The organism is Planomicrobium stackebrandtii, assembly GCF_030814955.1.
Lineage (GTDB): Bacteria > Bacillota > Bacilli > Bacillales_A > Planococcaceae > Planococcus > Planococcus stackebrandtii.
Genome location: NZ_JAUSWB010000002.1, coordinates 457,729 through 482,698, shown reverse-complemented (window position 1 = coordinate 482,698; position 24,970 = coordinate 457,729). Strand labels below are relative to the sequence as shown.

9 protein-coding genes are annotated in these 24,970 nt (G+C 47.6%); 1 reads left to right on the top strand and 8 read right to left on the bottom strand.

Annotated elements, in window-relative coordinates:
• Positions 1–145 precede the first annotated feature (145 nt).
• The 4 genes from QOZ98_RS05850 to QOZ98_RS05835 all read right to left on the bottom strand — a co-directional run bounded on the left by QOZ98_RS05850 (position 146) and on the right by QOZ98_RS05835 (position 16,676).
• Positions 146–3,805 (bottom strand): S8 family serine peptidase, encoded by a 3,660-nt coding sequence (locus QOZ98_RS05850; RefSeq protein WP_308786540.1) that lies wholly within the window; start codon positions 3,803–3,805, stop codon positions 146–148.
• Positions 3,806–5,161: 1,356 nt separating this feature from the next.
• Entirely contained in the window at positions 5,162–9,421 is a 4,260-nt protein-coding gene (locus tag QOZ98_RS05845) for a S8 family serine peptidase (RefSeq protein WP_308786539.1), read from the bottom strand.
• 1,336 nt (positions 9,422–10,757) lie between these two features.
• Entirely contained in the window at positions 10,758–14,303 is a 3,546-nt protein-coding gene (locus QOZ98_RS05840; protein WP_308786538.1) for a DUF6359 domain-containing protein, read from the bottom strand.
• Between the two features lie 207 nt (positions 14,304–14,510).
• Positions 14,511–16,676 carry a 5'-nucleotidase C-terminal domain-containing protein gene (locus tag QOZ98_RS05835; protein ID WP_308786537.1) on the bottom strand — a complete coding sequence of 722 codons (2,166 nt, stop codon included), beginning with the start codon at positions 16,674–16,676 and terminating at the stop codon, positions 14,511–14,513.
• Positions 16,677–16,987: 311 nt separating this feature from the next.
• Between QOZ98_RS05835 and QOZ98_RS05830 the strand changes: the two genes are divergently transcribed.
• Entirely contained in the window at positions 16,988–18,130 is a 1,143-nt protein-coding gene (locus QOZ98_RS05830) for an acyltransferase (RefSeq protein ID WP_308786536.1), read from the top strand.
• A 1,407-nt stretch (positions 18,131–19,537) separates the two neighbouring features.
• Here the strand turns inward: QOZ98_RS05830 and csaB are convergent.
• The 4 genes from csaB to QOZ98_RS05810 are packed head-to-tail and all read right to left on the bottom strand — an operon-like array spanning position 19,538 to position 24,878.
• The gene (gene csaB / locus QOZ98_RS05825; protein WP_308786535.1) at positions 19,538–20,671 is read right to left on the bottom strand and encodes a polysaccharide pyruvyl transferase CsaB; all 1,134 of its coding nucleotides are present in this window, start codon (positions 20,669–20,671) and stop codon (positions 19,538–19,540) included.
• A complete protein-coding gene (locus QOZ98_RS05820; protein ID WP_308786534.1) occupies positions 20,668–22,536 on the bottom strand; it encodes a DUF5693 family protein in 1,869 nt (622 codons plus the stop codon). The genes csaB and QOZ98_RS05820 overlap by 4 nt, the downstream gene beginning before the upstream one ends.
• Positions 22,537–22,584: 48 nt before the next feature.
• Positions 22,585–24,144, bottom strand: a complete 1,560-nt coding sequence (locus QOZ98_RS05815) for a putative polysaccharide biosynthesis protein (protein WP_308786595.1) — start codon at positions 24,142–24,144, stop codon at positions 22,585–22,587.
• Positions 24,144–24,878 carry a WecB/TagA/CpsF family glycosyltransferase gene (locus QOZ98_RS05810; protein WP_308786533.1) on the bottom strand — a complete coding sequence of 245 codons (735 nt, stop codon included), beginning with the start codon at positions 24,876–24,878 and terminating at the stop codon, positions 24,144–24,146. The genes QOZ98_RS05815 and QOZ98_RS05810 overlap by 1 nt, the downstream gene beginning before the upstream one ends.
• Between the last annotated feature and the right edge of the window lie 92 nt (positions 24,879–24,970).

The following is a 24,970-nucleotide window of genomic DNA, read 5'->3' as shown; positions in this document are numbered from 1 at the left end:
AAAATAGTTTTTCATCATTAAAGCTTCTGGAATCTTGCCAAATTGGCTTCAAAAATTTTTTTGAATTGTTTGGGTGCCAGGCACCCAAACAATTCCAAACAAAAGCCGGGAGAAGTTTCTCCCGGCTTTTTACCATGCATGCTCATTATTCTTTTGTGATAACAAAAGTTTCTTCTGTGATGAGCCCTGCCGCATCCACTACTTTCAAGGTGAACTCGTTTTCTCCAGGACTTTCAACAGGCACTGTAATGGTGATTTCTTCGTCAAATTCTCCTTCGCCATATGGCTCGGTCATCGTTTGGCTGTAGACCTCACTGTCGGTCAAGTAGACCCGGATATCGTCCATATTGTCTGTGACACTAAAACTCACTTCCGCACTATCCTGATCGGCTTCTACTGTCTCCGGTACGTCCAGCAGCTCGAGCTGGGCCGGCTGGGTATCGATGAGCACTTGGCTTCGTACTTCAAGTTCATTGCCTGCTTCGTCAATCGCTTTGGCTGTGATGTCGTTGCGGCCGTCTTCCAATGTTAAGGTATGCTGGAAAAACAGGCCGTCAAATCGATCGGCTTTTTCATCATTGATGGTAACCGAGACGATGCGTGATGGGTCTTCCACGCTGCCGAACACATCCACGCGCTGAGTGCTCAATACTTCAAACAACCCCGGTGAAATGATGGACACTCCTGGTTTTTCGGTATCAGCGACTCCCCCTGTCAGCGGTACTTCGGTTTTATTGCCAGCGGTGTCATGGAAAACTGCTTTTAGCACGTCACCTTCTTTTATGTCGACCGGCACAACATAGCTGGTGGTCACTGGTGCCAGTGATTCGTCTTCAAAGGTATCCGGATTTTCCGTCAGCTCGACGTTGTTGAGGAACACTTCCCAGCGATCCGCTCCCCCGCCCCCTGTATTATCCGCAAAACTCGCGACTGTCACGGTTTTGGTTTCCGCATTGAGCGCAGCGCTTGCAGCAGGCGCTACCGTATCAACCAAAATCGGAATCTTCAGCGACTGCCATTCGGCATTCGGATAATCAATAACGGCGCGCATTTCAATCTGATACTTGCCGTCTGCCACCATCTCACCCAATACTTCTCCGTTCCACTCATTGAGCGGGTCATAATAATAGGCGAAAACGTCGGTATAATTTTTCACTAAATTTTTTCCGGTCTGCAAAGTCCGCAGCTTTTTGCCGTCCGCATCCAGCACGTTGATCTCCAGCCCCTTGGCGTTGCGGAGCAATGAGAACACCGGAATGATCGATTCACGGCTGCCATCGCCATTTGGTGAAAAGGCGAAACGTTCAGGTGCAAAGCCTTGCTGGTGGCTGCCGCCATTGATGATCATTCCAAAGTCATCAGTCAGGAATGTGGAGGCGAAAAATGTATTAGGATCCCATGCCACGTCGTCAAAAACCGGTGCATCGTCCCATCCCCCGTTAAATCCGAAATACGGAACGGCAAGCGGCGTATTGCCGGTCACGCCTTCATTGGCATCGGTCAATGTAATAAATCCGTCAATGAAGAAGCCGTTGGTGAACCCTGCAAATTCCGGACGTCCCTGCAAGGCCGTGGCATCGATCGTCACCTGGACTTCGGCTGTGCCGTTCGCTGGCACCGTCACGGTTTCGGGTGCTGTGATGTTGACAAGATCGGTCACCACATTGGCACCGGAACGGTTTGGATCCGTCACATTAATGTTCCGCTCCGGAAGCTTCGTGACGTAATCTGTTTGGGCATTGACCGCCACGGCGTATGTTGCTTCAGTATCCGAGAAATTCTCAGCCTGCAGCGTGAAGGTCATGCGGTTGTTCTGAATTTCCTTTAATGCCACTTTGGCTTCACCGCTGTCCTGGTCGGTCAGCATGATGTCCGTTGACAGCGCGTCGTGCAATTGCATCAAGCCTGCCCCTTGCCGGCGCGGAGAAACAAATTGCCCCGCCGTCAATTCGACTGGATTGGCGGTATTCATCATGAGGTTTTTCGCAAAATTCACGCGATCCCGCCCTTCTAAGCCAAGCTCTTCAATGCGCTGGAACAACAACGCCGCTCCGCCCGCTACGTGAGGAGCCGCCATCGACGTTCCGCTCATCAAACCGTATTCATTGTCATTGAGTGTAGAGAAAATATTGCCGCCCGGTGCTGTGATTTCCGGTTTAAAGTCCAGGTTCGGCGTTGGCCCCCAGGACGTAAAATCACTCATCTTGCCGGCGGTCGGATTTGGCGTTTCCAATTTCTCTCCGTCAAAAGAAACAGTCACTCCTTTGCCGCCATCAAGCGCCGCTTTCATGGCCAGACCATCCGCCTGGAGCGTTGACATGAACGGGATGGTGATTGCCGGATCCGATTCCATATTGATCGGCCCGGTCGTGTTGTTGTAAATGATCACGCCTGCTGCCCCCGCCGCCTGAGCCGCAAACGCTTTTTCCGTAAACGCAATCGTGCCGCGTGCAATCAAAGCAAATTTGCCGTTGACGTCTTTTCCTTCAAAATCTGCCGGCTGCCCCAGCCCTGCATCCACTACTGCATAAGAATCCGCGGGCAAACTTTCCGGCTCTGCTTCATTCGCCAGCAAGTACAGCGCACGTGCGGACTCAGCGCCGGCTATTTGGTAGACAAAGCTGTCGGTGGTAATGACGCTGTTTTCAAAAGACGCCACTCCCAGCGAATCAATGGCTGTCCCCGGTGTGCCGATCAGGCCATAATCCTGGTTTTCCGCAAACGGTGCCAAGAAGCCGGAACCGCGCAGGTCTTCATTGCCTGCGGAAATGGCTACCAGAATTCCGTTGTTTGTTGCCCGTTCCACTGCCTGCTGTTCGGGGCTCGACGTATCGACAAACCCTGCCGTTGCACCGAGCGACATGTTGATGACATCCACGCCAAGTTTGATGGAATCATCGATTGCCTTGATGTAAATGTCGCCAAACGTCGAAGGAGAGTTGGCATCATTCCCGAACACCTTCAGCGCCAGCAACTGCGCTTCTGGTGCGACGCCTTTGATGCCGCCATTTTCTTCGTTGCCGTTAGCGCCAATCGTTCCGGCCACGTGCATGCCGTGCATCGACGCGCCCGGTGCTATGTCCCGGATTTCCGTATTGGCATCCATGTAGTTATAGCCAAACGGCACTTTCTGTGTAAAGAACTTGCCTTCTTCTATTTCGCTGCCGGAAACAAATGCCTCTACTTCCGCTTGTGTCAACGCAGCGGTTGTGTTATTGGTCAGCACCATGTCCTGATGATCCGGGTCAATGCCGGAATCGATAACGCCGACAATCATGCCTTCTCCTTTAAAGCCATAATCGCGCCACGCCTGCTGCGCCTGCACGAGTTCTTTTGAGTGTTTCATGGTCGGTTTGATTGTGGGACGCTGGTATTCAGTCGCTTCGTATACCGCTTTGACACTTGGCAGCTCTGCGATTTCCGCCACCTGCCCCGCCTCGACTTCCGCCGAAAAGCCGTTAAAGACGGCGGTGAAGGTTTGGAGATAATCGATGGCCGGCGCCACGTCAGCAATCGCCGTCTGTACGGTTTGCTGCTTCGCTACAGCCGCCGCTTCGATGCGCTGTTTCTGCTCATCCGGCAGCTCTTTGTAGAGCACGCCTTGTGAGGTTGCCGCTTCGATCGTCGGTTCTTCCTGCAGTTCGATGATGACCCGCACTTTCTCTTTCGGCGATTCCGGCTTGAGCAGCGTCTGCGCCAGCTTGACTTCCGGTTCCGGCGCTGCCTGCACCTGCGGACTGCCGAATCCACCCAGACCGCTCACCATCAATAATAAAATCGCCATCAATACTAACATTTTTTTCATACTTGTTCCTCCTCATTCTGAGATCCTTATCTAAATTATCAAATAATTAAGTCAACTTCATTTTTCCAGTTTATCAATCAAAAGTCCATGGTTCCAAAGCTATCTTATTTGTTAATCCTCTTCGAATTTTTTAGGTACTTTGGGTTTTCGGAGTCTCTGCTTATTTCCTTTTTTTAGTAGTATTGGGAGAGTGGTAAGTACGGGGTAGAGGTTCTATAAATCGCTTCGGTCGCTTTGGAGGGAGTTCCCACAATAAGCCAGGCAGCTGGAGAACGCTGCCTGGCTTATTGCTCCACCCCCTCCGTTGACGCGCCTCAGCTTGGTGGTTGTTTGGTAAAAAGAATCTGACTTTGTTTGAAGCAGATAGGTGGAGGGCAGTTCTGGAATCGCTTGGCAGCGGTGGTGCACGCGCCTTCGCTTGGAGAGTGGTGTGAGTGTTTGGGTGGGGTTCTATAACTCGCTTCGGTCGCTTTGGAGGAAGTTCCCACAATAAGCCGGGCAGCTGGAGAACGCTGCCTGGCTTATTGCTCCACCCCCTCCTTTGACGCGCCTCAGCTTGGTGTTGTTTGGTAAAAAGAATCTAACTTTGTTTGTAGTAGATAGATTGAGGGCAGTTCTGGAGTCGCTTGGCAGCGGTGGTGCACGCGCCTTCGCTTAGTGCTGATGAGCGGGCGATGTGTTCTACAGGAAGTTTTTGTGTTGCTACATGAAAGATCGGCGTTTCTACATGATCCATTGATGTTTCTATCTCACTATTTTGCCTCTCTACATGAACCTTTTGCCCTCTTACATGGATTCACAAAAATTAGCATTCTACAATGCCACAAGGATCCATCACTTTTTGTGAGCGATGTCTGTAAAAAAGGTGCCGCTTCCTATCCCCGGCTGTTCGACACGCGAACGGCTTCCATCTATGGGCTTGAACTTTGTGAAAACGATAAAGTTTTGGTAGGAATGGAGAAGTTTCAGATAAAGACACGAAAGGTTCCTGTAGCCGCTTCGAAAGGTAAGGTAAGAATCCAGAAAGTGACGATAGAAACTCGTCATCAGCTATGCTCTCTATCAATTACTAATAGAAAAGCAATCCATACTAATATGAAAGGAACAAACCAACGAACGATCCGCTTCGCTCCTCCAAGATTGCCCGCTTTTCGCAAGCGAAAAGCAAAAGTGCAAACCCACTATTGTCGTGAGGCTTCCTTCTGCTTTCTATCTTCACCCGCTACTATAGATATTTTCAATGTCGTAGACCCGAATGCGTCCGCCTGGAACGATTTCTCCATCTCCACGTCACACTAAAAAAACAGGCAAGCAATCAACGTTCTGATTGCTTGCCTGTTCTGTTTTGATAAGATGTTAATCCAATAGCTCCATCTTTTCGAGTGCGCGGTAGAGAACTACTGCTGTTTCAGCTCGTGTGATTTTTGCTAGTGGGTCGAAGATGTTGCCTTCGCGGCCAGTGATTAGGCCGAGTGCGTATGCTTGCTTGACGGACTCATCTGCGTAGGCTTTGATTGCTGCGTCGTCTTCAAATTCGTGAGTTGTGTCCAGGCCTTCAAGCAGTGATGCTTCCTGGTATTCAACTGCACGCATGATCATGACGGCTGTGTCCTGGCGGGAAATTTGCGCTTTTGGATTGAATGTATCTGTAGTCACTCCGCGAACGATGCCAGCACGGGCAGCTGCTTCGATTTCTTCGGCAGCCCATGTTTTGTCTGGATCTGCATCTTTGAACGTGCCTTCATAGTCTTCCAGAGGCAATTCCAGTGTACGGACCAGCAAGGCGGCGAATTCAGCACGTGTCAAATCGGCTTTTGGCGCGAAAAGTGTGTCTGTTTTCCCTTTGATGATGCCTTGTGAAGCCAATGTTTCGATTTGGGTTTTCGCCCAATGCGTCTGGATATCGGTGAATGTTACTTTTGATGCTTTGGTGATTGTGAATGTTTTTTCAGTAACGTGGCCAGCTGCATCTTCGACTGACAATGTGTATTCATTTTTGCCGATTTTGCTTACGGGCACTTTGGTTTTGATGTTTTGGTTAAAGCTTGCTTTGCCGTATGGCTCGGACATGTCTTTTTTGAAGACTTCGCTGCCATTCAGGTAAGCATAGATTTGGTCCATATTGTCTTTCACATTGAATGTCACTTCGACTTCAGATGTGTTGGCTCCCACAGTTTTTGGCGCATCCACTAATGTGATGACGGCCGGAGTTGTATCTACCAATACCTGGCGGCGAAGTTCCATTTCGTTGCCGAACTCATCTACTGCTTTGACGACAACGTGTTGAGAGCCGTCTTTGAATGTTAGGGTGTGCTCAAATTCTTCGCCATCAAACTTGTTGGCTTTGACGCCATTGACTGTCAGGGAAACGATTTTTGAATCGTCTTCCACAGAGCCTGTGACTTTCACTGTTTTTGTATCAAAAGTTTCTAAAACTTCTGGTGATGTGAAGTAGATAACCGGTGCCTTTGTTTCATTTTTAGAAGTAGCATTGAGTTCTACTGCTGTTGTGTTGCCGGCACTGTCATAGAAAACTGCTGTTACGACATCATCCGTTTTCACTGGCGCTGCCACTTGATAAGACGTGGTTGCCGGTGCAAGAGATTCATCTGCAGGCGTATCTTCGTTTTCCGTTACTTCTTCGTCGTTGACGTATACTTCCCAACGATCTGCACCAACGCCTGAAGCGTTGTCTTCAAACTTCGAAACGTTTACTGTTTTTGTTTCTGCATCGTAAGTTGCTGCCGCTTCGGGTGCTACTGTGTCGATAATGATCGGGAAGTTAATCGACTGCCACTCTGCATTCGGATAATCAATGACGGCACGAAGCTGGATCTGGTAAGCTCCATCTTTTGCTGGTTCGCCGTTGATCATGCCGTCCCAGCCGTTGAGCGGGTTGAATGTGTAAGGCAAAGTAGACGAATAATGCTTAGTCAAACTTGAAGCTGTACGGATTGTGCGCAGCTTTTTGCCTGCCGTATCCAATACATTGACTTCAAATTCTTTGGCGTTTCTCATCAAGGAGTAGACAGGGACTGCCACATCCTGCAATTCATCGCCATTTGGTGAAAAGGCGAAGCGTTCAGGAACATATTTGCCGGCATGTGTGCCGCCAGTGATATCGTTGCCTGCTTCATCTGCCAGTAAAGTCGTTTTGTAATATGAGCCGGCCTCCCACGTAAATTCGTCGAAGATGCTGGCATCGTCCCATCCGCCGTTAAAGCCGAAGTAAGGAACGACCAATTCTGTATTTCCTGTCACTTCTTCGTTTTCATCCGTCAACGTTACAAACCCGTCCACGAAGAATCCGTTTGTAAATGCGGCATATTCTTTCATGCCTTCAAGCGCTGATACGTCAACTGTCACTGAAACTTCTGCTGTTCCGTTTGCCGGAACTGTAATCGTTTCAGGTGCATTGATTTCTACATCTTCTGTTACTACATATGAACCTGTAAGGTTTGGTGCAGTAACTTCATTTCCTGCTAATGGCGCTGTATTATCGGTTTGAACGTTTACATCCACTGCATAAGTTGCGGCTTCATCAGAGAAGTTTTCAGCTTCCAATGTGAATGTGAATTTATCGTCTGCAATTTCTTTCAAAGCAACTTTTGCATCGCCTGTCGCTTTATTCGTCAACATAACGTCTGTTGATAGTGCGTCGTGCAATTGCATCAAGCCAGCACCTTGGCGGCGTGGAGATACATATTGATCTTTTGCGAATTCAACCGGATCTGATGTGTTCATCATCAGGTTCTTCGCGAATTGAACACGCTCGCGGCCTTCAAGGCCAAGCTCTTGGATGCGTTGGAACATCAATGCTGTTCCGCCGGAAACGTGAGGAGCCGCCATTGACGTACCGCTCATCAAGCCGTATTCATCATTGTTTAATGTAGAGAAAATATTGCCGCCTGGAGCTGTGATTTCCGGTTTGAAATCCAGGTTCGGAGTTGGGCCCCAAGATGTGAAATCACTCATTTCACCAGCGCTCGGGTTTTGAGTTTCAAGGAATTCCCCGTCAAATGCAACGGTCACTTTTTTGCCAGCATCCAACTGTTCTTTCATCGCAACGCCATCTGCCTGAAGTGCAGACATGTATGGAATTTCGATGGATGGATCTGATGCCATGCTAATGGTGCCTGTCGCGTTGTTATAGATAATAACGCCGATCGCGCCAGCTTCTTGTGCCGCTATGCCTTTTTCAACAAAGCCAATTTCTCCGCGTGACACTAACGCAAATTTACCAGAAAAATCTTTTCCTTCAAAATCTGCTGGTTTACCAAGTCCTGCTGCCAATACTTCATAATTGGCATTCGGCAAATCGCGCGGATCTGCATCATTGGCAAGCAAGTACATGCCGCGTCCGGCTTCTGCGCCATCCACTTGATAAGCAAAACTCATCGCTGTGATGATGTCGTTTTCAAATGACGCTACGCCAAATGAATCGATTGACGTACTTGGTGATCCAGTCAAGCCATAATCCTGGTTATCTGCGTGCGGGTAAGAAAAGCCCGAACCGAACATATCAGAGTTACCTGCTGAGATGGAAACCAAGATGCCGTTGTTTGTCGCTCTTTCAACCGCTTTTTGTTCAGGATGTGAGGAATCCACAAATCCTGCAGTCGATCCAAGTGACATGTTGATGACATCTGCACCCAATTTGATCGAATCATCGATCGCCTTTATGTAAATATCGCCATAAGTTGACGGATACAATGGGTCGTTGCCGAATACTTTCAGCGCGAGTAGCTGCGCTTCTGGAGCAACGCCTTTGATTCCGCCATTTTCTTCATTGCCATTAGCCCCTACTGTTCCGGCAACGTGCATGCCGTGCATGGAAGCTTCCGGTCCAAGGTCAAGAATTTCGTCGTTGCCATCCATGTAGTTATAGCCGAATGGCACTTTTGCTGTGAAGAATTTGCCGCTCTCGATGGATTTGTCAGCCACAAGCGCCGCTACATCAGACTTTGTGATGTCGCCTGTTGTGTTGTCTGTCAAAACCATGTCTTTGTGGCTCGGATCGATTCCGGTATCAATGACACCAACAACCAGGCCTTCACCACGGTAGCCGTAATCTGTCCAAGCCTGTTGCGCTTGAACCAATTCTTTCGAATATTTCATTTCCGGCTGAGCTTCAGGACGCTGATACTCAGTCGATTCATAGACCGCTTTAACGCCGCTTAACTCAGCGATGTCTTCCACAAGGCCTGCTTCAACTTCAGCAGAAAATCCATTGAATACGGTTGTGAAATTTTCAAGATATGTAATGCGCGGAGCGATTGAAGCGATGGATAGCTGAACGGAATCCTGTCCCGAGACAACTGCCGCTTCCAATGACTCTTTTTGGTTTTCAGGAAGGTTTTTATAGAGAACGCCTCGTTCGGTAGCGTTTTCAATCGCCGGTGCTTCTTCAAGCTCGATGATCACCCGGACCTCTTTTTCCGGATCTTCTGGATTTACGAAAGTTTCAGGAATGTTCAATTCCCCTTGTTTCAACTCCACGTTCGGCACTTCCGATGAATTTACGGCTGCCGATACCCCGGTAAGGCCGAAAACAGCTGAACTAAATGTCATCATGAAGACCATCGCCAACAATAAAAGCGGTTTTAACTTCGTCAATTTTTTTCCCCCTTAGTTCTAATTCGCAATTATAAAGAATCTTTACAATTGCACAACAACTTAAATTTACCATATTTTTTCAATGTTGCAAATAAAATTTGGTGATATTTCCTTGTTATTAGAGGTTAATTAAGAGGTTTTTACTAGATAGGGCTTGATATTATTTAGTTTCTCGAATTAATAAAAATATTTTTTTGTGGTGAATTTAAAGTTTAAAGAAATCGCTCCAGGTGGACGCTTTCGGGCCCTCAGGATGTGGGTCATGCAGCTGGCGTGACAGGACGTCGCGGTGCCAGCTGCCGCGGGACTTGCAGGAGTCACCGCCTTCCGCTCTTTCTTTAGGTTTCTTCATACAATATAGGTGGGGAGTAGAAGCATCACTGTTGACTTAATTTTGAAGAGAACATAAGGAAGCGACGGGCACTTAGTGCTTTTCGCCTGCGAAAAGCGGGCATCTAGGAGGAGCGAAGCGAAGCGGATCGCTCGTTGGTTTGTTCCTTTCATATTAGTAATTGATAGGAGCATAGCGGATGACGAGTTTCTATCGTCACTTTCTGGATTCTTACCTTAACTTTCGAAGCGGCTACAGGAACCTTTCGTGTCTTTAGCTGAAACTTCTCCATTTTTGCCAACACGTTATCGTTTTCACAAAGTTCAAGCCCATAGATGGGAACCGTTCGCGTGGCGAACAGCCAGGGATAGGAAGCGGCACCTTTTTCCAGACATCGCTCACAAAAAGAGATGGATCCTTCTGACATTGTAGAATGTTTTTTATGAATCCATGTAAGAGAGCCAAAGGTTCATGTAGAGAAGCAAAAGGGTGAGATAGAAACATCGATGCATCATATAGAAACGCTGATCTTTTATGTAGCAGCATAAAAACTTCCCGTAGAACTCACCATCACCAAGCGAAGGCGCGTGCCCTACCGCTGCCGAGCGATTCCGAAACAGCCCTCTTCTTATCTACTACACACAACATCAGATGCTATGTATAAAATACACACCAAGCTGAGGCGCGTCCACGGAGTGGGTGGAGTAATAAGACTGGCAGCATTCCACAGCTGCCTGGCTTATTGCGGGAACCCACTCCAGAGCGACCGAAGCGATTTAGAAATCAGCACTAAAACTATTTCCACTAGACAAAACCTGCTCAGCGAAGGCGCGTGCCCTATCGCTGCCAAGCGTTTCCGAAACAGCCCTCTTCTTATCTACTACATACAACATCAGATGCTATGTATAAAACCCACTCCAAAGCGGCCCCAGCTGATTTTAAAACTGCTAGAAAACAATAAAAAAACCCGATCAGAAAATCTGACCGAGCTGATTGGAACGTATTTTATTCTGTGATATATGGACGGAAAAGCGAGAACATTTTTGCGATTTCTTCACGTGTAGTGAACTGGGATGGCATGAATTTGCCGTTATAGCCTTCAACAATCTCCAGGTCATACAGCATTGTGATCGCCCGTTTTGATTCTGCGTTAAATTGGCCATAATCGCTGAATGGTGCGTAGTTGTCGATTGGATACTCATCGTTTTTCAACTCATATACACGGTTCAGCATCAAGGCGAATTGTGCACGGCTGATGAATTGTTTCGGTTTGAATTCGGTAGCCGTGACGCCGTTGATGATGCCGGCATGGTAAGCTGCGTTAATTTCATCCTGACGCGTTTGGTGAATATCCGAGATGTCGGTGAATGGCGATTTTTTCGCGTCTTCAATATCCAGCTCCAGGATGCGTGTCAGAATTGTCACTGCCTGCATGCGGCTCAAGTTTTCTTTTGGTGCATAAGTTGTGCCGGAAGTTCCTTTGATCAAATCTCTATTGTATAGATCTTTGATGAACGGGAATGACCAAGCTGTTTCTTTCACATCAGTGAACGGGAAATCTTTTTCTGGAACTTCTTCCTCTTTTTCAAATGCGATTTGTGCAAGCAATGGATCGTGATCCGATGCGCGGCCATGTTGTTCCATGAACATTGCATTGATGTGGACCATGTCCAATTCTGTGCGGTCTGCCAAATTGTTTGTTACCAACAAGTGGTCAAGAACCTGTGAGTTGCCCTGGTAATAATAAGAGTAGCGGTCTTCCACTGGCACATCTTCGACTTTATTCGTTAAAATATCGCCTTTTAATGCTTTCATTGCCGGTGTGAACTCGAAATCGTTCATGTCGCCTGCAACGATGACGTTCAAGTCTGGATCCTGCTCAAGCCCCTCAGCGATAAAGCCGTTGATGGCTTTTGCCAATTCGATGCGCTCAGGTTCAGAGCCAAGTACTGGCGGCTGGTTCTGGCCGAACAGAGGCTGGTCTCCGCCTTTTGAGTTCAAGTGTGCGCCGATGACAACGACTTGCTCGCCTTGGAATTCAAATTGTGCAGCAATTGGCTTGCGTGTGTTCGGCATAGCGATCGGCTGGACGCGGCCCGGGTTCAAGGCAAGTTCGCCGTCTACCCATGAGTTGTCCTCGGTCGCCGTTCCTTTTGTTCCTTCTGAAAGAGTTACGCGTTCAGGGTTGTACAGGTAGCCGACGCGGATGTTCCCGCCTGGCTGTCCGCCATCCTTGTTGTATTCAGGTGCAATGTCGGTCCAGGCATAAGTCGGGCCGCCTGCTGTTTTGATGCCTTCGATTAAACGTTCATAGCTTCCTGTTGCGTCGCTGTCGTTTGAAGCGATCGGGCCGTCAGTATCCTGTACTTCTACCATAACGATTACGTCAGGCGAGTTCAGGTCGTCAACGAACGATTCTGCAATGCGCTGTGCTTTTGCGTCACTTGTATGGCTTGGGTCAGCAGAAAAGTTCTCTACATTATAAGCTGCTACTGTCAATTCATCTTCTTTGTTCTCAATCCATGTTTGTTCCGGCTGTGTTCCGCCGTCTGTCAGCTCTGGCAGATCCGTTTCTTCCGCCCAAAGCTTGTAATTGCCGAAGCCGAAGCCCATGACGCCGACGATGTCGCCATTGAACGAATCGCCTGCTTTGGCTACAAAGTCTTCATTGTCGAAATCGACGGTAATGCGTTCCGGGTTGTAATCATTTTCCGAGATCAGGATTCCGCCTTGTTTATGGAATTCTGTGTTCGGCGAGTTTTCCGCTACGACAACCACTTCGCCGTAGTTTTGCGGTCCAACGACTTGTGCGTTCGGTACTGCTAAACGCATCAATTCAAGTGATTCCCAGAAATCGATGCCGTCTTCTTTTGGATCAAAAGATGTCAAACCATCGTTGTCAATGATCTCAGATGGCGGCTGTACGTCTTCTCCGATGACAATCGGTTCAGGAAGTGGAGCAGTTCCTGTTTTTACTGCGTCAGTTGCGCGGATGCGCGTGATCGGCAGGTCATTGTCTCTCATATCTGAATAGCCTTCCTGGAAATGTTCTTCCACCGTTCCGTTGACCGTTACAAGGTCACCGACTTGAAGGCCGTTTGATGCTTTGTTGACAATCAATGCTTCTGAAGTCGTCAAATCGTCATCCGGGTTAGGGTCTTGGATAACAAAGTTTGCCGAGTTGTACAGATGCGTGACAACGCCGACGATTTCATTAACGGCTACACCTTCGTACTCCGAATAATGGCCATCGCCTTGGATGTCACGGATTTTTAAGTCTCCTGTTTTCAGGACCGTGTATTCGAATGTAAAGACATCGGATGTTTCATCAGTGACCGCGATTGCTTTGATCGCTGTATCTTTTGTCAAAACGATTGGTGCTGTGTATTCAGTGCTGGCGGCAGTCGGTGCTGAACCGTCAAGCGTGTAATAAATGCTCGCATTTTCCCAGCCGGAAGCTAACGTGATTTCAGCCCCTTCTGAAACAACGCCTGGGAAAATATCGGCGTATACTGCCGGTTTGTTGACAAGTTCAAAGCTGTCAAAGCCAAGTGTTTTCACCTGGTAGGAATCATTGAATTTCGAAGCGATTCCGTTTACATGGATCAAATCGCCTTCTTTGTATTGTTTCGTGAATTGTTCAAATGTCAGTCCGTTGCGGTTATCGTTGCGGATTGTGATCGATTCGCCGTTTTCAGCAAGAGCCGAAAACTCGAACGTACCGTAATCGTTTACCGATTGCAGGCCCGTGATGGTTACGTTCTGCAATTCAACGCGCTCGCCTTGTGTGTCTTCATTGACACCGGCTGGCTCAACTGTTTGGACTGCCGGTACTTCATTGTCCGAAGACAAAACTTCTACCGTGTTCGGCTGCAGCTGCAATTCGCCGCTGTACTCAGAAACCGTACCTGTTAAACGAACGATGTCTCCTGGTGCAACTGCTGCACTCGACGTATAGACGTAAATTCCGGCTGTGTCATCCTGTGCGTAAAATGCGTTGCCGCCCCAGAATCCTGTTCCAGTTGTAACGGTTGCGTCAACCTGGATCAGTTCACCTTCCATAGTACGGGCTTCTGCCAATGAATCTACGACAGTTGCCTCGGGTGGTGCTTCGCCTTCAGATTCGATTGTGAAAGCTGAGGCTGAGCGTAGTCCTGGAACTTGGAAATAAGCGCCTAAAGTTCCAGTGATGGTAACTTCAGCTTTAAAGTTGGTCGGGTTGTCGACCAAGTTCAATCCTGCACGTGCAGCTCCTGTCGGCAATTGAACCGGAAGGATTTTTGTTGGATCCGTTTCATCCGGAGAATCGGCAAGACCTAGATTTGTAGCAGATGTAAAAGGTGCTTCCTGATCGTAATTGGTTCCGCTGGTAGCTGTTCCAACAATAAAGCCTTTGACAGTGGCCGAACCTGAGTTGTTCGCAATCGCGTCAGCGACCGTAATCGGTTCTGCGGCATTTGCCGTTGTCGCCATGTATGGCAGCATTGCGGACAATACCAGGACAAGGCTCAATAAAATCTTGCTGAATGCATGTTTGGACAAGTTTTTCACTCCTTAGTAGGGTAGTAGGATCTGCTGTAATTGTACAATAAAAAATAGGTTTTTATCATCAAAAATTTGTAATTTTTAATTTTATAAACAATTATTTATATTACTGAAATAATTTTTACAAAGTTATCCAATGGTAGACCAAAAAATTTCGTAGAAAAGCATCTTCACTGCTGGAGTTGCCGGCAGCAAAGATGCCATGATTAACGTTTATTCTTGAACATATGGTGCAAAAATAGAAATCATTTTTGCAGTTTCTGCACGGGATGTGAATGCACCTGGTCTGAATTTGCCGTTATAGCCTTCAACAATTCCCAGTTCATCCAACATTGTGATAGCTTCTTCATCGTACTTGCCGTAATCGCTGTAATCCGCAGGGTCTGTCACTTCATATTCGCCATTGACGTTTTCATAAACGCGTTTCAAAATCAAAGCGAAATGAGCGCGTGAGATGTTGGCTCTTGGATTGAATTTCGTCTCACTGACACCATTGATCATACCAGCTGCATAGGCTGCATCAATCTGTTTTGCCAAAGTTCCTGGAAGATCTTTCGTATCCGTGAACGGTGAAGCCGGTGCATTTTCAATATCTTCTACCCCCAACATACGGTTCAGGATAAGCACTGCCTGCCAACGCGGCAGCGTTTCTTGTGGCGCGAACATTGTATCTGATTTCCCGGTCATAAGGCCACGGTTAAAAACATCCGTGATATATGGTGCTGACCAGTTGTCCATGTTCACATCCGTGTAAGGAATTTTTGGGCTGATGCGGTTTTCAAGCATCGGCTTCACGCTGTCCAATGATTGGATGTGGTCAATAAACATTTCGTAATCGATGTTTCCTGGTTCACTTACACGGCCATCTTCATAAGCTGCAGCGAATGATGTGAAACCGTCGCCGCCTTTAGCAGTGAATGTGTTTGTGGCAACTTTGTAGTTTGCCTCCAAATCCAATGGTGTCATTGTATCACCCGTCTTGATGTTGACAGAAGTGACACGTGATCCCGCTGCCGCTTTAGGATCGAATGTCATTTCCATGCCTGCTACATGCAGGAAGCCGCCGTTTTCAGCTGGGAAAAGACGCACGCTGTGTTCAAGCGCCGTTTTCAGTTCTTGACCTGTCAGCTCCATGATTGCCAACGCGTTGCCGAATGGCATTGTTGTCAATACTTCCCCAACAGTGATGTCGCCGATATCGATGGATGCACGGATACCGCCGCCATTTTGAAGAGCGATCACTGTGTCAGAATCGATCGTTTTGGCTTTTGCCAACATGCCGTCTGTAATCAGGTTTCCAAGGTTAGTTTCAGAAGCTCGAACGCCGCCTTCGTTGCGTCCGCCGTTAAGGAAGATTTCAGCAGATGCTTCGGTCGACTGGTTTTTCACTTCTGCCACTTCTTCTGCAAATGGAGCAAGAAGTTCAGCTGCTTCAGCATCCGGAACGATGTCTTCTGCGTTCACGTCATGCAATTGGCCTGCGTGAGATGTGATAACGCCTTCTTCATTGAATGTCAAATCCAATTGGCCAAGGAATTTATTGTATTCATTTGCCTGTACGATTACTGTCGGATCTGTGTTTCCTTCATAAACAAAAGGTGCATCCAGTTTCACATGCGTATGTCCACCAACGATTACATCAATGCCTTCAACCGCTTCGGCCAGCAATTGATCGTTATCGAATTCCGCTGAGTCGTTAAAGCCGATATGCGTCAAAGCGACGATTTTGTTGACGCCTGCTTCTTCAAATGCTGCAACTGCTTCTTCAGCCGCTTCGATGTAGTTGGAAAATGTGATGTCTCCAGGGCTTGAAATGGAAGCTGTTTCTTCAGTAGTTAAACCGAAAACGCCGACTTGTTCGCCGTCAATTTCCTTGATGATGCCGTTATAGACCTCACCGTTATTATAGTCTGCTGTGTAAACTTCATTTTGGAGTCCGCCCATATTTTCGTCTGCTGATAAGTCAACGTTCGCTGCTACGAATGGGAAGTCAGCGCCTTCGACAAACTCAGCAAGAGATTGATGGCCGCGTTCGCTCGATCCTAAATCGAATTCATGGTTCCCGAAAGTCATAGCGTCATATTTCATCAAATTCATGAATGGCAAATCTGCCTGCCCTTCAAAGGTATTGAAGTAAAGTGTTCCAGAAAAAACATCCCCTGCATCAAGCAATAGGTTGTTCGGTTGCTCTCCACGGATTTTATTCACTAGAGCTGCCCGATTTGCGACTTTGTCCAAGTTTGCATGCGTATCGTTCGTGTGCATGATCGTCAGTTCAAAATCTCCTTCTGCCGCACTGGCTGTTTGTGGTGATTGGACACCGACCACACTTGCAGTCAGCGCAACAGCGATTGCTGATTTAAACATTTTTCCTTTCATTCGACACCATCCTTTAGAATTTTTGAGCAATTGCAGCCTATGCTGGACTGGCTCACTGGAGCTGGAGCTAGCGGAAACGGGCAAGGCCCATTTAATCAGTAAGCGCAATCATTCATTTTAAGTTTAGCATGACGAAATATATTCAACAATAGAATATTTGGAACTTTACTAATAATTTAACAATTCCTTAACAATCTTCATAGAGCAAAAGTCTTACAAAGCTTGGACTCTTCCCAGAACCCTAAACGTGTTATGATAGGTGATGTGCTTGTTTCAAAGCAGCGCCAGATTTTAGAAAGCCAGGTGATCCGATGAATTTATCCCGAAAGTATTTGAATGAAGTCCAGTATGCACGAGCCCTTGCCTTGTTTGGCGTGTTTGCTGTTCATTCCTCTTCCACCGGTCTAGGCGGAAGCGATCCAAGCTCACTTCCCTTCGCCTTGTATAATTTTTTCAACATCGCCGGAAAATTGGGCACGCCGACATTTATTTTTCTGAGCAGCTTCATCTTGTTCTATACCTATTATCACCGCGACTTGACGGTGAACTTGTTCCAAAAGTTTTATAAGAAACGTCTGTTGTATATTCTTGTTCCTTATATTGTCTTTTCGGTCTTTTATTACGTATTGAAATTGAACTTATATGATACTTTTGTGGATTTTCCCACGCTGATTTCAAGCTTCCTGACCGCACTTGCGACAGGCAAAGCACATACTCACCTGTATTTTGTTTTTGTCAGTGTACAGTTTTACTTGATGTTCCCGTTCTTGCTGTATTTGTTCAAACGCTTCAAGTTTGTCCGCAAGTATGCCATCATCCTCGGGATCATCATTCAATGGACATGGGTCACCATGAACGCGGAAATTTTCCAGGTGACGGCAAAAAATTCAATCGCTCTGTCCTATTTCATGTTCTACTTTTTCGGGGCATTCCTCGGCGTCTACTATGAACGTGTCGCTGGGTGGATCCACGATTGGCGGAAACATTGGGCTGTGCTTGCCGGAATCTTTATCGGTTACGGTGCTACGATTTTCATGTACGTAGGCATGATGTTCATGATTCGTACCCAGCAAGGCAGCTACAGCAACCGGCTGCTTGAGTTTGCATGGAGCACGCACGCATTTTTTGCGGCTGCGGTAATTTTCATTACGGTTCATTTTATCCAGAAATGGAATGTGCCAAAGTTCAAGATGTTCCTGACCGAGATTGGCGCCGTGTCTTTCGGCATGTACTTGATCCATCCGCTCTTCCTGTTATTCCTGCGGCAAATGCTGCCTAGCGGCGAACCGTTGATATTCCATTCATGGCAGCTGTTCACGTTTGCGGCGACGTTCTTCAGCAGTTGGCTGATCGTCCGTTTCTTCTATGAGTTTGTACCGCACAGCTGGATTGTCTTTGGCCAAGGCAACCGCGTGTTTAATAAACCACGAAAGACGAAAGAAGCAAAGGCATAGGTTGTGAGGCATTCCTTTTAGTTTGGGAATGCCTTTTTTATTTGGGAATAAGTTGGGGCGGGTTCTATAAATCGTTTCGGCCGGCAGCGGTGGTGCACGCGCCTTCGCTGGGAGAGTTTAGTGTGGTAGGAGTTATTTTGGCAGGTTTCTAAAGTCGCTTCGGTCGCTTTGGAGAGGACTCCCGCACTAAGCCGGGCAGCTGAGGACCGCTGCCTGTCTTAGTGCTCCGCCCCCTCCTTTGACGCGCCTCAGCTTGGTGATTATTTGAGAAAAAGAATTTTATGTTGTTTGTAGTATATAAAAAGGGGGCAGTTCAAAATCACTCGGCAGCGGTAGTTCACGCGCCTTCGCTCGGAAATTATTGGTTGCCGGGAATAGTTTTGGTGGTTTCTAGAGTTCGCTTCGGTCGCTCTGGAGAGGACTCCCGCAATAAGCCAGGCAGCTAAGGAACGCTGCCAGTCTTATTGCTCCGTCCCCTCCTTTGACGCGCCTCAGCTTAACGAGTTTTCGCAGATAGCATCTGATGTTTTTGGGTGTAGATAAAATGAGTGCAGTTCTGGAATCGCTCGGCAGCGGTGGTGCACGCACCTTCGCTTGGTGTTGCTGAGCGGGCGGTGAGTTCTACAGGAGATTTTTGTGTTGCTATATGAAAGTTCGACGTTTCTACATGATGCATTGATGTTTCTATCTCACCCTTTTGCTTCTCTACATCACACTTTTGCTTTCTTATATGGATTTGGGGAAAGATATGGTTCTTTTTCTATGAGCGAAGTTCGGCAAGAAAACGCCGCTCCTTATTCCTGGTTGTTCGCGGTGCGAACAACTTCCATTCAGGGGCTTGAACTTTGTGGAAAAAATCGATTTGGATGAAGAATAGGGAACGTTCAGGTAAGGAAGCAAAAGGTTTAGATAGAAATTTGAAAGGTTCAGGTAGCCTCGTCAAAAGTGAAGATAAGAAGAGAAAGTGTGCAGGTAGAAACACGAAATGTTGAGGTAAAAGCATCCAACCCGTCATTTACTGGCAACACCAACCAACAGCGATCCGCTTCGTTCCTTCAAGATGCCCGCTTTTCGCAAGCGAAAAGCACTAAGTGCCCCATCGCTTTCTTATGTTCTTCTCGAAATAAAGCCAACAGTGACGCTTCCATTCACCCCTCATATTGTATGAAGAAGACTAAAAGAAAGCGTGGAAGGCGGCAACTCCTGCGGGACAGTGACGGAGCAAAGCGACAGAGCGACATTAGCCGGATCCACTTGGACTGAGCGCAGCGAAGAGAGCGACAGAGGCCATGCCCACCGAAAGCGGCCGCCTGCAGCGATTTCTATACTAGAACCCAACTCATCCATTAACAGCAAACTAAAAAGGCTGTCCAAAAGGGATTTAACCTTTTGGGACAGCCTTTTTGTTTATCGGTTCTTAACTTTAGTTTTTGCTTGGTATGCCAGTGGTGCTATGCTGGCGGATGGTGCTGTAATAGCGTCGATCACGGTGCGTGCTGTAGCGTTTGCACGTTTTTGAAGCGGCGAAACGGCAGCGGTGATTTTCTCGAGCTCGTCCGGGTAGTTTGTGAAGATGCGTTCGATCGCCTGTACAAGGTCAGCGCCGTTCCAATCTTCCGCCTCTACGTGGCCGAGGACTGGCTGGGCGGCAATTTCAGCGAACGAATCGATTTTCGGGTCATAAGATAAAGCTACAAATGGCGTACAGCCGACAGCTGCAAAGATCAAGGCGTGCAGGCGCATGCCGAACAGGACATCGGATTCTTTGATGATGGCCATTTTTTCTTGGATTGTGCTGTCGAACGGTGCTATGTGTGCTTTATTTTTCATTAAGCCCTCAACGTCTTTAGAGATTTGGAAATCATGTTTTCCATGCATGGGGACAAATACGATTTCGTGCCCTTTATTTGCCAGTTGATCAAGCCCAGCTGCAATTTCCTGGAAGGCATAGGCATCACCTGCCCATTCACGAACAGATACCGTGATAACTTTGTTCTGAAAATTTTGCTGCTGGAGCCAGCTGCTGTGAAATCCGCTTGCATCGAGGCCCATAACCGGATCCGGAACCAAGTGAATTTGAGATGTAACACCGATTATTTCCAGAAGTTCTCGGGACTGCTGGTCACGCACTGTCAGCATTTTCACGGAGTTTAATACATATTTGACGATTCGCTGATTCAGCTTGCTGTTAATGGGACCCATTCCCTGCGCATAGACGAACACCGGCTTTTTCAGCTGCTGGGCAATTTTCATGACGCCTGCATAATAAGGGATGCTTTTGCGGCCGGTTTCGTCCTGCAGCAAGCTGCCTCCCCCGCTGATCAGGCCGTCTGATGACTTGATCGCTGCGTGCACTTCTTTCAGGCTCCATCTGTTGATGGCATTTACGCCATAGGTTTCAGCCGTTTGTTCCGGCTTATGTGATAGCACTGTAATTTCAATTCTTGGGTGGTACTCTCTCAGTGAATGGATAATGGCATAGAGAATCGCTTCGTCTCCCACATTGTCAAAACCATAGTACCCAGATAAAACGACTCTCAATCCTGCCACCTCATTCTTATTATAGTAATCATTTTCTTCCAAAACTTTTCATACAACCAGATCAGGATAAGTCCTATTATAAACCCGAAAACTATACTATAACCACTTCTAAGCAATGAAATCAATAGCGGAATGTGAAGATGAGTAAATGTATTCACTAAGGACAGGAAACCGATCACTCCCGGAATCAACAGGAAGTAATAAGCTTTCGGATAACTTTTCGCTACATGGAGCGCCAGGATGAACAGCGGGAAGCCAATTAGAAATTCCTTTGTTCTCGGTCTGACGTAAAGAATCTGCTCCATCAGCAACCGGGCTTGAAGTTCGATAGTGGAAACTTGGCCCGCGTTGCCTGTTCTGCTCATATAATACAAAGCGACTGCAGCGACAACGGCAATAACGACTACATGCCAATAAATCACATTTAATTTCAAGAGTTTTTTAATATTCCCGAAAATTGCATAGATCGCAACAAAAGCAATCGGCACAATATAAATTAGCGACACACCTCTGAACAAATCAATTCCCAATAAGTATTGATTGCCATTCAGCAGCACGACGATGAGCCAGATGCCGATGGCGGAAATCGCAAGCGCCTGTGCGTAAGACCGAAGCAGGTACCATTTTTTCTCTGGCTCTTTTTTCAAAAGCACAGCCCAAATCGGTGCCGTGATGGCAATTGCCAACGCAAACGCTTTGAGGATCATGCTTTGAGCTGTCACCAGGTAAAGGATGGCAGCGAGGGCTGAGCCCACCAATGCAGCCAGTGTCAGCCATTTATTTTTAAAGACGGACTGTGCCGCCAATGTCAGAAACGCGATAGCGCCAAGCAAAGCCATTGCGGTTTGCCATAGTGGCACGCTGTACGTGTCAAAAGTGCGGGAATCGCCACGGACAAAACTTGCAGGCAATGCTCTATCCACTTCCGTTTGAAGCTCCCGCAACGCGGACAGTGCCTGCTCATATTCTACTATTGTCATGTTGACGAAAAAGGCCCGCATATTGCGCTCTTTTGCGGCGCGGACAATTTTCTCTGCGCTTTCGGCGATATTGTCATTTGTGAGCCCCAGGCTGTGGAGCCGCACAAGATTCAGGTCATTGACATAAGCCAACTGATTCAAGCCCTCTTGTCCAGCAAATTCGATGCTTAGCAAGCCATAGCCGGCCTCTTTCAGCTGTTCGCCGAATTCTTTCAAACGGACAGGATCTGAACCAGCCGGTACAGCGTTTCCGCTGAACAAAACTTTATTGATGTCAGGCTGTTTAATTGTAAGAAGTTCACCGATCATCCGTTCCGTCTGTTCTTCATCCGAATAATCGCCTAACCGGGGAACCACTTTCAAGCCGGCATCCTGAATTGAGGCAATCACTTCCGAATCATAGCCTATCGGCGTTGACTGGATGCTGCTGGCTTCGCCTGGAATATACAAGTATTCTTCATCGTTTACCGTATAAGTAAATTTCTCTTCAAAAAAGCCGGCTGTGATTTCTTCAAAGTTAAACGTACCATTTGAATGCACGAATAGGCCGGGCTTATCAAAAGGCGCTTCCAGCGGATCCTGCTGGGTCAGCAGAAGATGTTCCCGCATGCGGGGGGTACTGACAGCTGTAATCAGTCCTTTTCGTTCAAGAGAACTGACCGTATCCGGCTCCAGGCTGACGCTTTGGATGCCAGCGTTCTTGAAATCCGCAAGTATGTCGGCCGGTGTAAGCGCAGGATCCTGGACGATCCAGTCTGTCATCAATTTATAGGGAATGATGGTTTCGATTTTCTTATTCGATTCTTCTATTTGTATGCGCTGGAATGCTGAGGGAATGGTCAATAGCAATGCGGCAAGGAGAATTCCGATTAAAACTTTCTTCACGTAAGTACACACCCTTAACTTTTCTTGGTTTGGCCCGGATTGCAGGCATTATTTCTTGGTGATGAATTTATTTATGACAGGAATGCGCTGCAGTACGCTTTGGTCCACTGCTTTGGTAACCAGCAGCAGAACAAAGTAGATGATGCCGCCGATTGCTGCTGCTGCCCCTACATACAATAAAGCTGCAAGTCTCGGCAGCTCTTCAAAATCCAATAGTAAACTTGGCAGCCAGATGGCTGTCCCCATGACAAGTGAAGCGAAAACGATGGTTCCGGTTTTTTTCGGGAAAAAGCTGAATCCTGTGTATTTGCGGATGGCTAGGCCATTGAGTACAAATAGGATTACATAGATGAGTGCGGTCGAAAGGGCTGCGCCTTCCAGGCCGTAAAGATTGACCAACACCACGTTCAGCGCCAATTTAATGAGCACTCCGATGATGATGATCCACGCGCCAAGGCGCGCTTTGTTAATGCCCTGCAAAACACCCGTTCCAAGTACTGTCAAAGAAGTGAACAGTGAACTGAACGACACGATGGCCAGCACTGTGCTGCCTTGCAAATCCGTGAACAAACCGAGGTTGATCGGCAAGGTCAGAACCACCAGGCCGACAGCCGCCGGAACGGACAGGAGATATGTCAGGAAAAACGTACTGTCTATCAGTTTGGCCGAACCGATTTTGTCGTTATTTGCCAACTTAGCCGAAATCGAAGGAATCAAGGGCAAAATGACCGAAGCGGCAAAAACCGTAACGATTTGGACGAGCGCCAGTCCACGTCCGTATATGCCGTAGAGTGAATTGATGTCTCCAGTTGCTTCCCCGTGCATTTTCAATGCAGTAGGGATGGTGATCGAATCGACCAGGTTCAACAGGGCCATCGTGATGGCTCCGATGCAGATCGGAATGGAAATTTTAAGGATGGTTTTGGCCGTCCCTTTGAAATTCGCCAGCTTGTACGGCAGCCCTTTAGCCACTCTCACCGCTGAGCGGTTGTACAGGATGCGCAGATAGATGAACGAACCAATTGCACCTATGATGGAGCCGATCATGATTCCGCCCGCAATCTGCTCATCGCTGTAGAGGCGGTCGACCATGAAAATGGCCACCAATAGAATCAGCCCAACGCGGATAAACTGCTCGATCACTTGCGACACTGCAGTCGGGGTCATGTCCTGATGCCCCTGGAAATACCCGCGGTAGACAGCCATATAAGGCGCCACGAGCAAAGTGCAGGATACGACGATCAACGCCAGGCGCGTTGTTCCGCCGCCAAGAACTGCAGCGATTTGATTGGAAAAGCCATAGATGACCAGAAAGCTTGTGACACCGAAAATCAAGGCCAGAATGCCGGATGTGAAAAAGATATTTTTGACTTGCTGTTCGTCCCCTTTGGAACGGGCTTCTGCAATCAGTTTGGAGATGGCGATGGGAATTCCGGCGACAGACAAGGTCAAGGCGACCATATAGACCGGATAAACCAGCGTAAAAATGCCCAGCACTTCATCTCCCGCAATATTCTGAAGCGGAATCCGGAAAAGGCTGCCGAGTATTTTTGACAGCAATGCTGCAATAGATAAGATTAACGTACTTTTGATCAGGGTATTCTTCATTATTTGCGTAATGCCTTTCGCCCGATCACGGTCGCTGCGAATTTCGGCAGCACCAGCATGCGTTTCCATCTGGAAGGCTGCTTGACCAAACGGTAGAACCACTCGAGGTTCATCTTCTGCCATAGTTCCGGTGCGCGTTTGACCGTTCCGGAAAAGACATCAAAACTGCCGCCGATGCCAATGAATACCCCTTTATCGAATTTATCGATATTGGCGCCGATCCATTGCTCCTGCCTCGGGAAGCCGAGTGCGACAAAGACGATGTCCGGAGCTGCATTTTTGATCTGCTGCGTCAGAACATGGTCGTTCCAATCAAAAAAGCCGTTGTGGCTGCCGGCAATTTGGATGCCCGGATAGTTCTGTTTGGCTTTTTTCACTGTTGCCTGCAATACTTCTTCCGCCGCTCCCAGGAAAAAGACGCTGGAGCGATTTTTGTCTGCCGTTTCAAGCAGGTCGAGCATCAAATCATAGCCGCTGACGCGTTCAGGCAATGGTTTGCCGATAATGGCTGCAGCTTTTACGATGCCGATGCCATCTGCTGTTATGTACTGGGCTTTTGCCAGAGTCTGTTTGTATTGATCGTCTTCCAGGGAGTGCATGACGATTTCAGGATTTGCGGTTACCACGAAGGTCTTTTCCTGTTTGGCGATGCGGCTTTGAAGGGTGCTGATAAAATCTTTCTGGGATGTGTTAACAAACGGCACTCCCAGTATATGGACGAATTTTGAAGTCATGATTAATCTCCTCTTTAGGGCAAAATATCTTAGGCTAGTATAACATAAAGAAGAACCCTGTGTTCAAGCTATGACCGCTTGAACACAGGGTT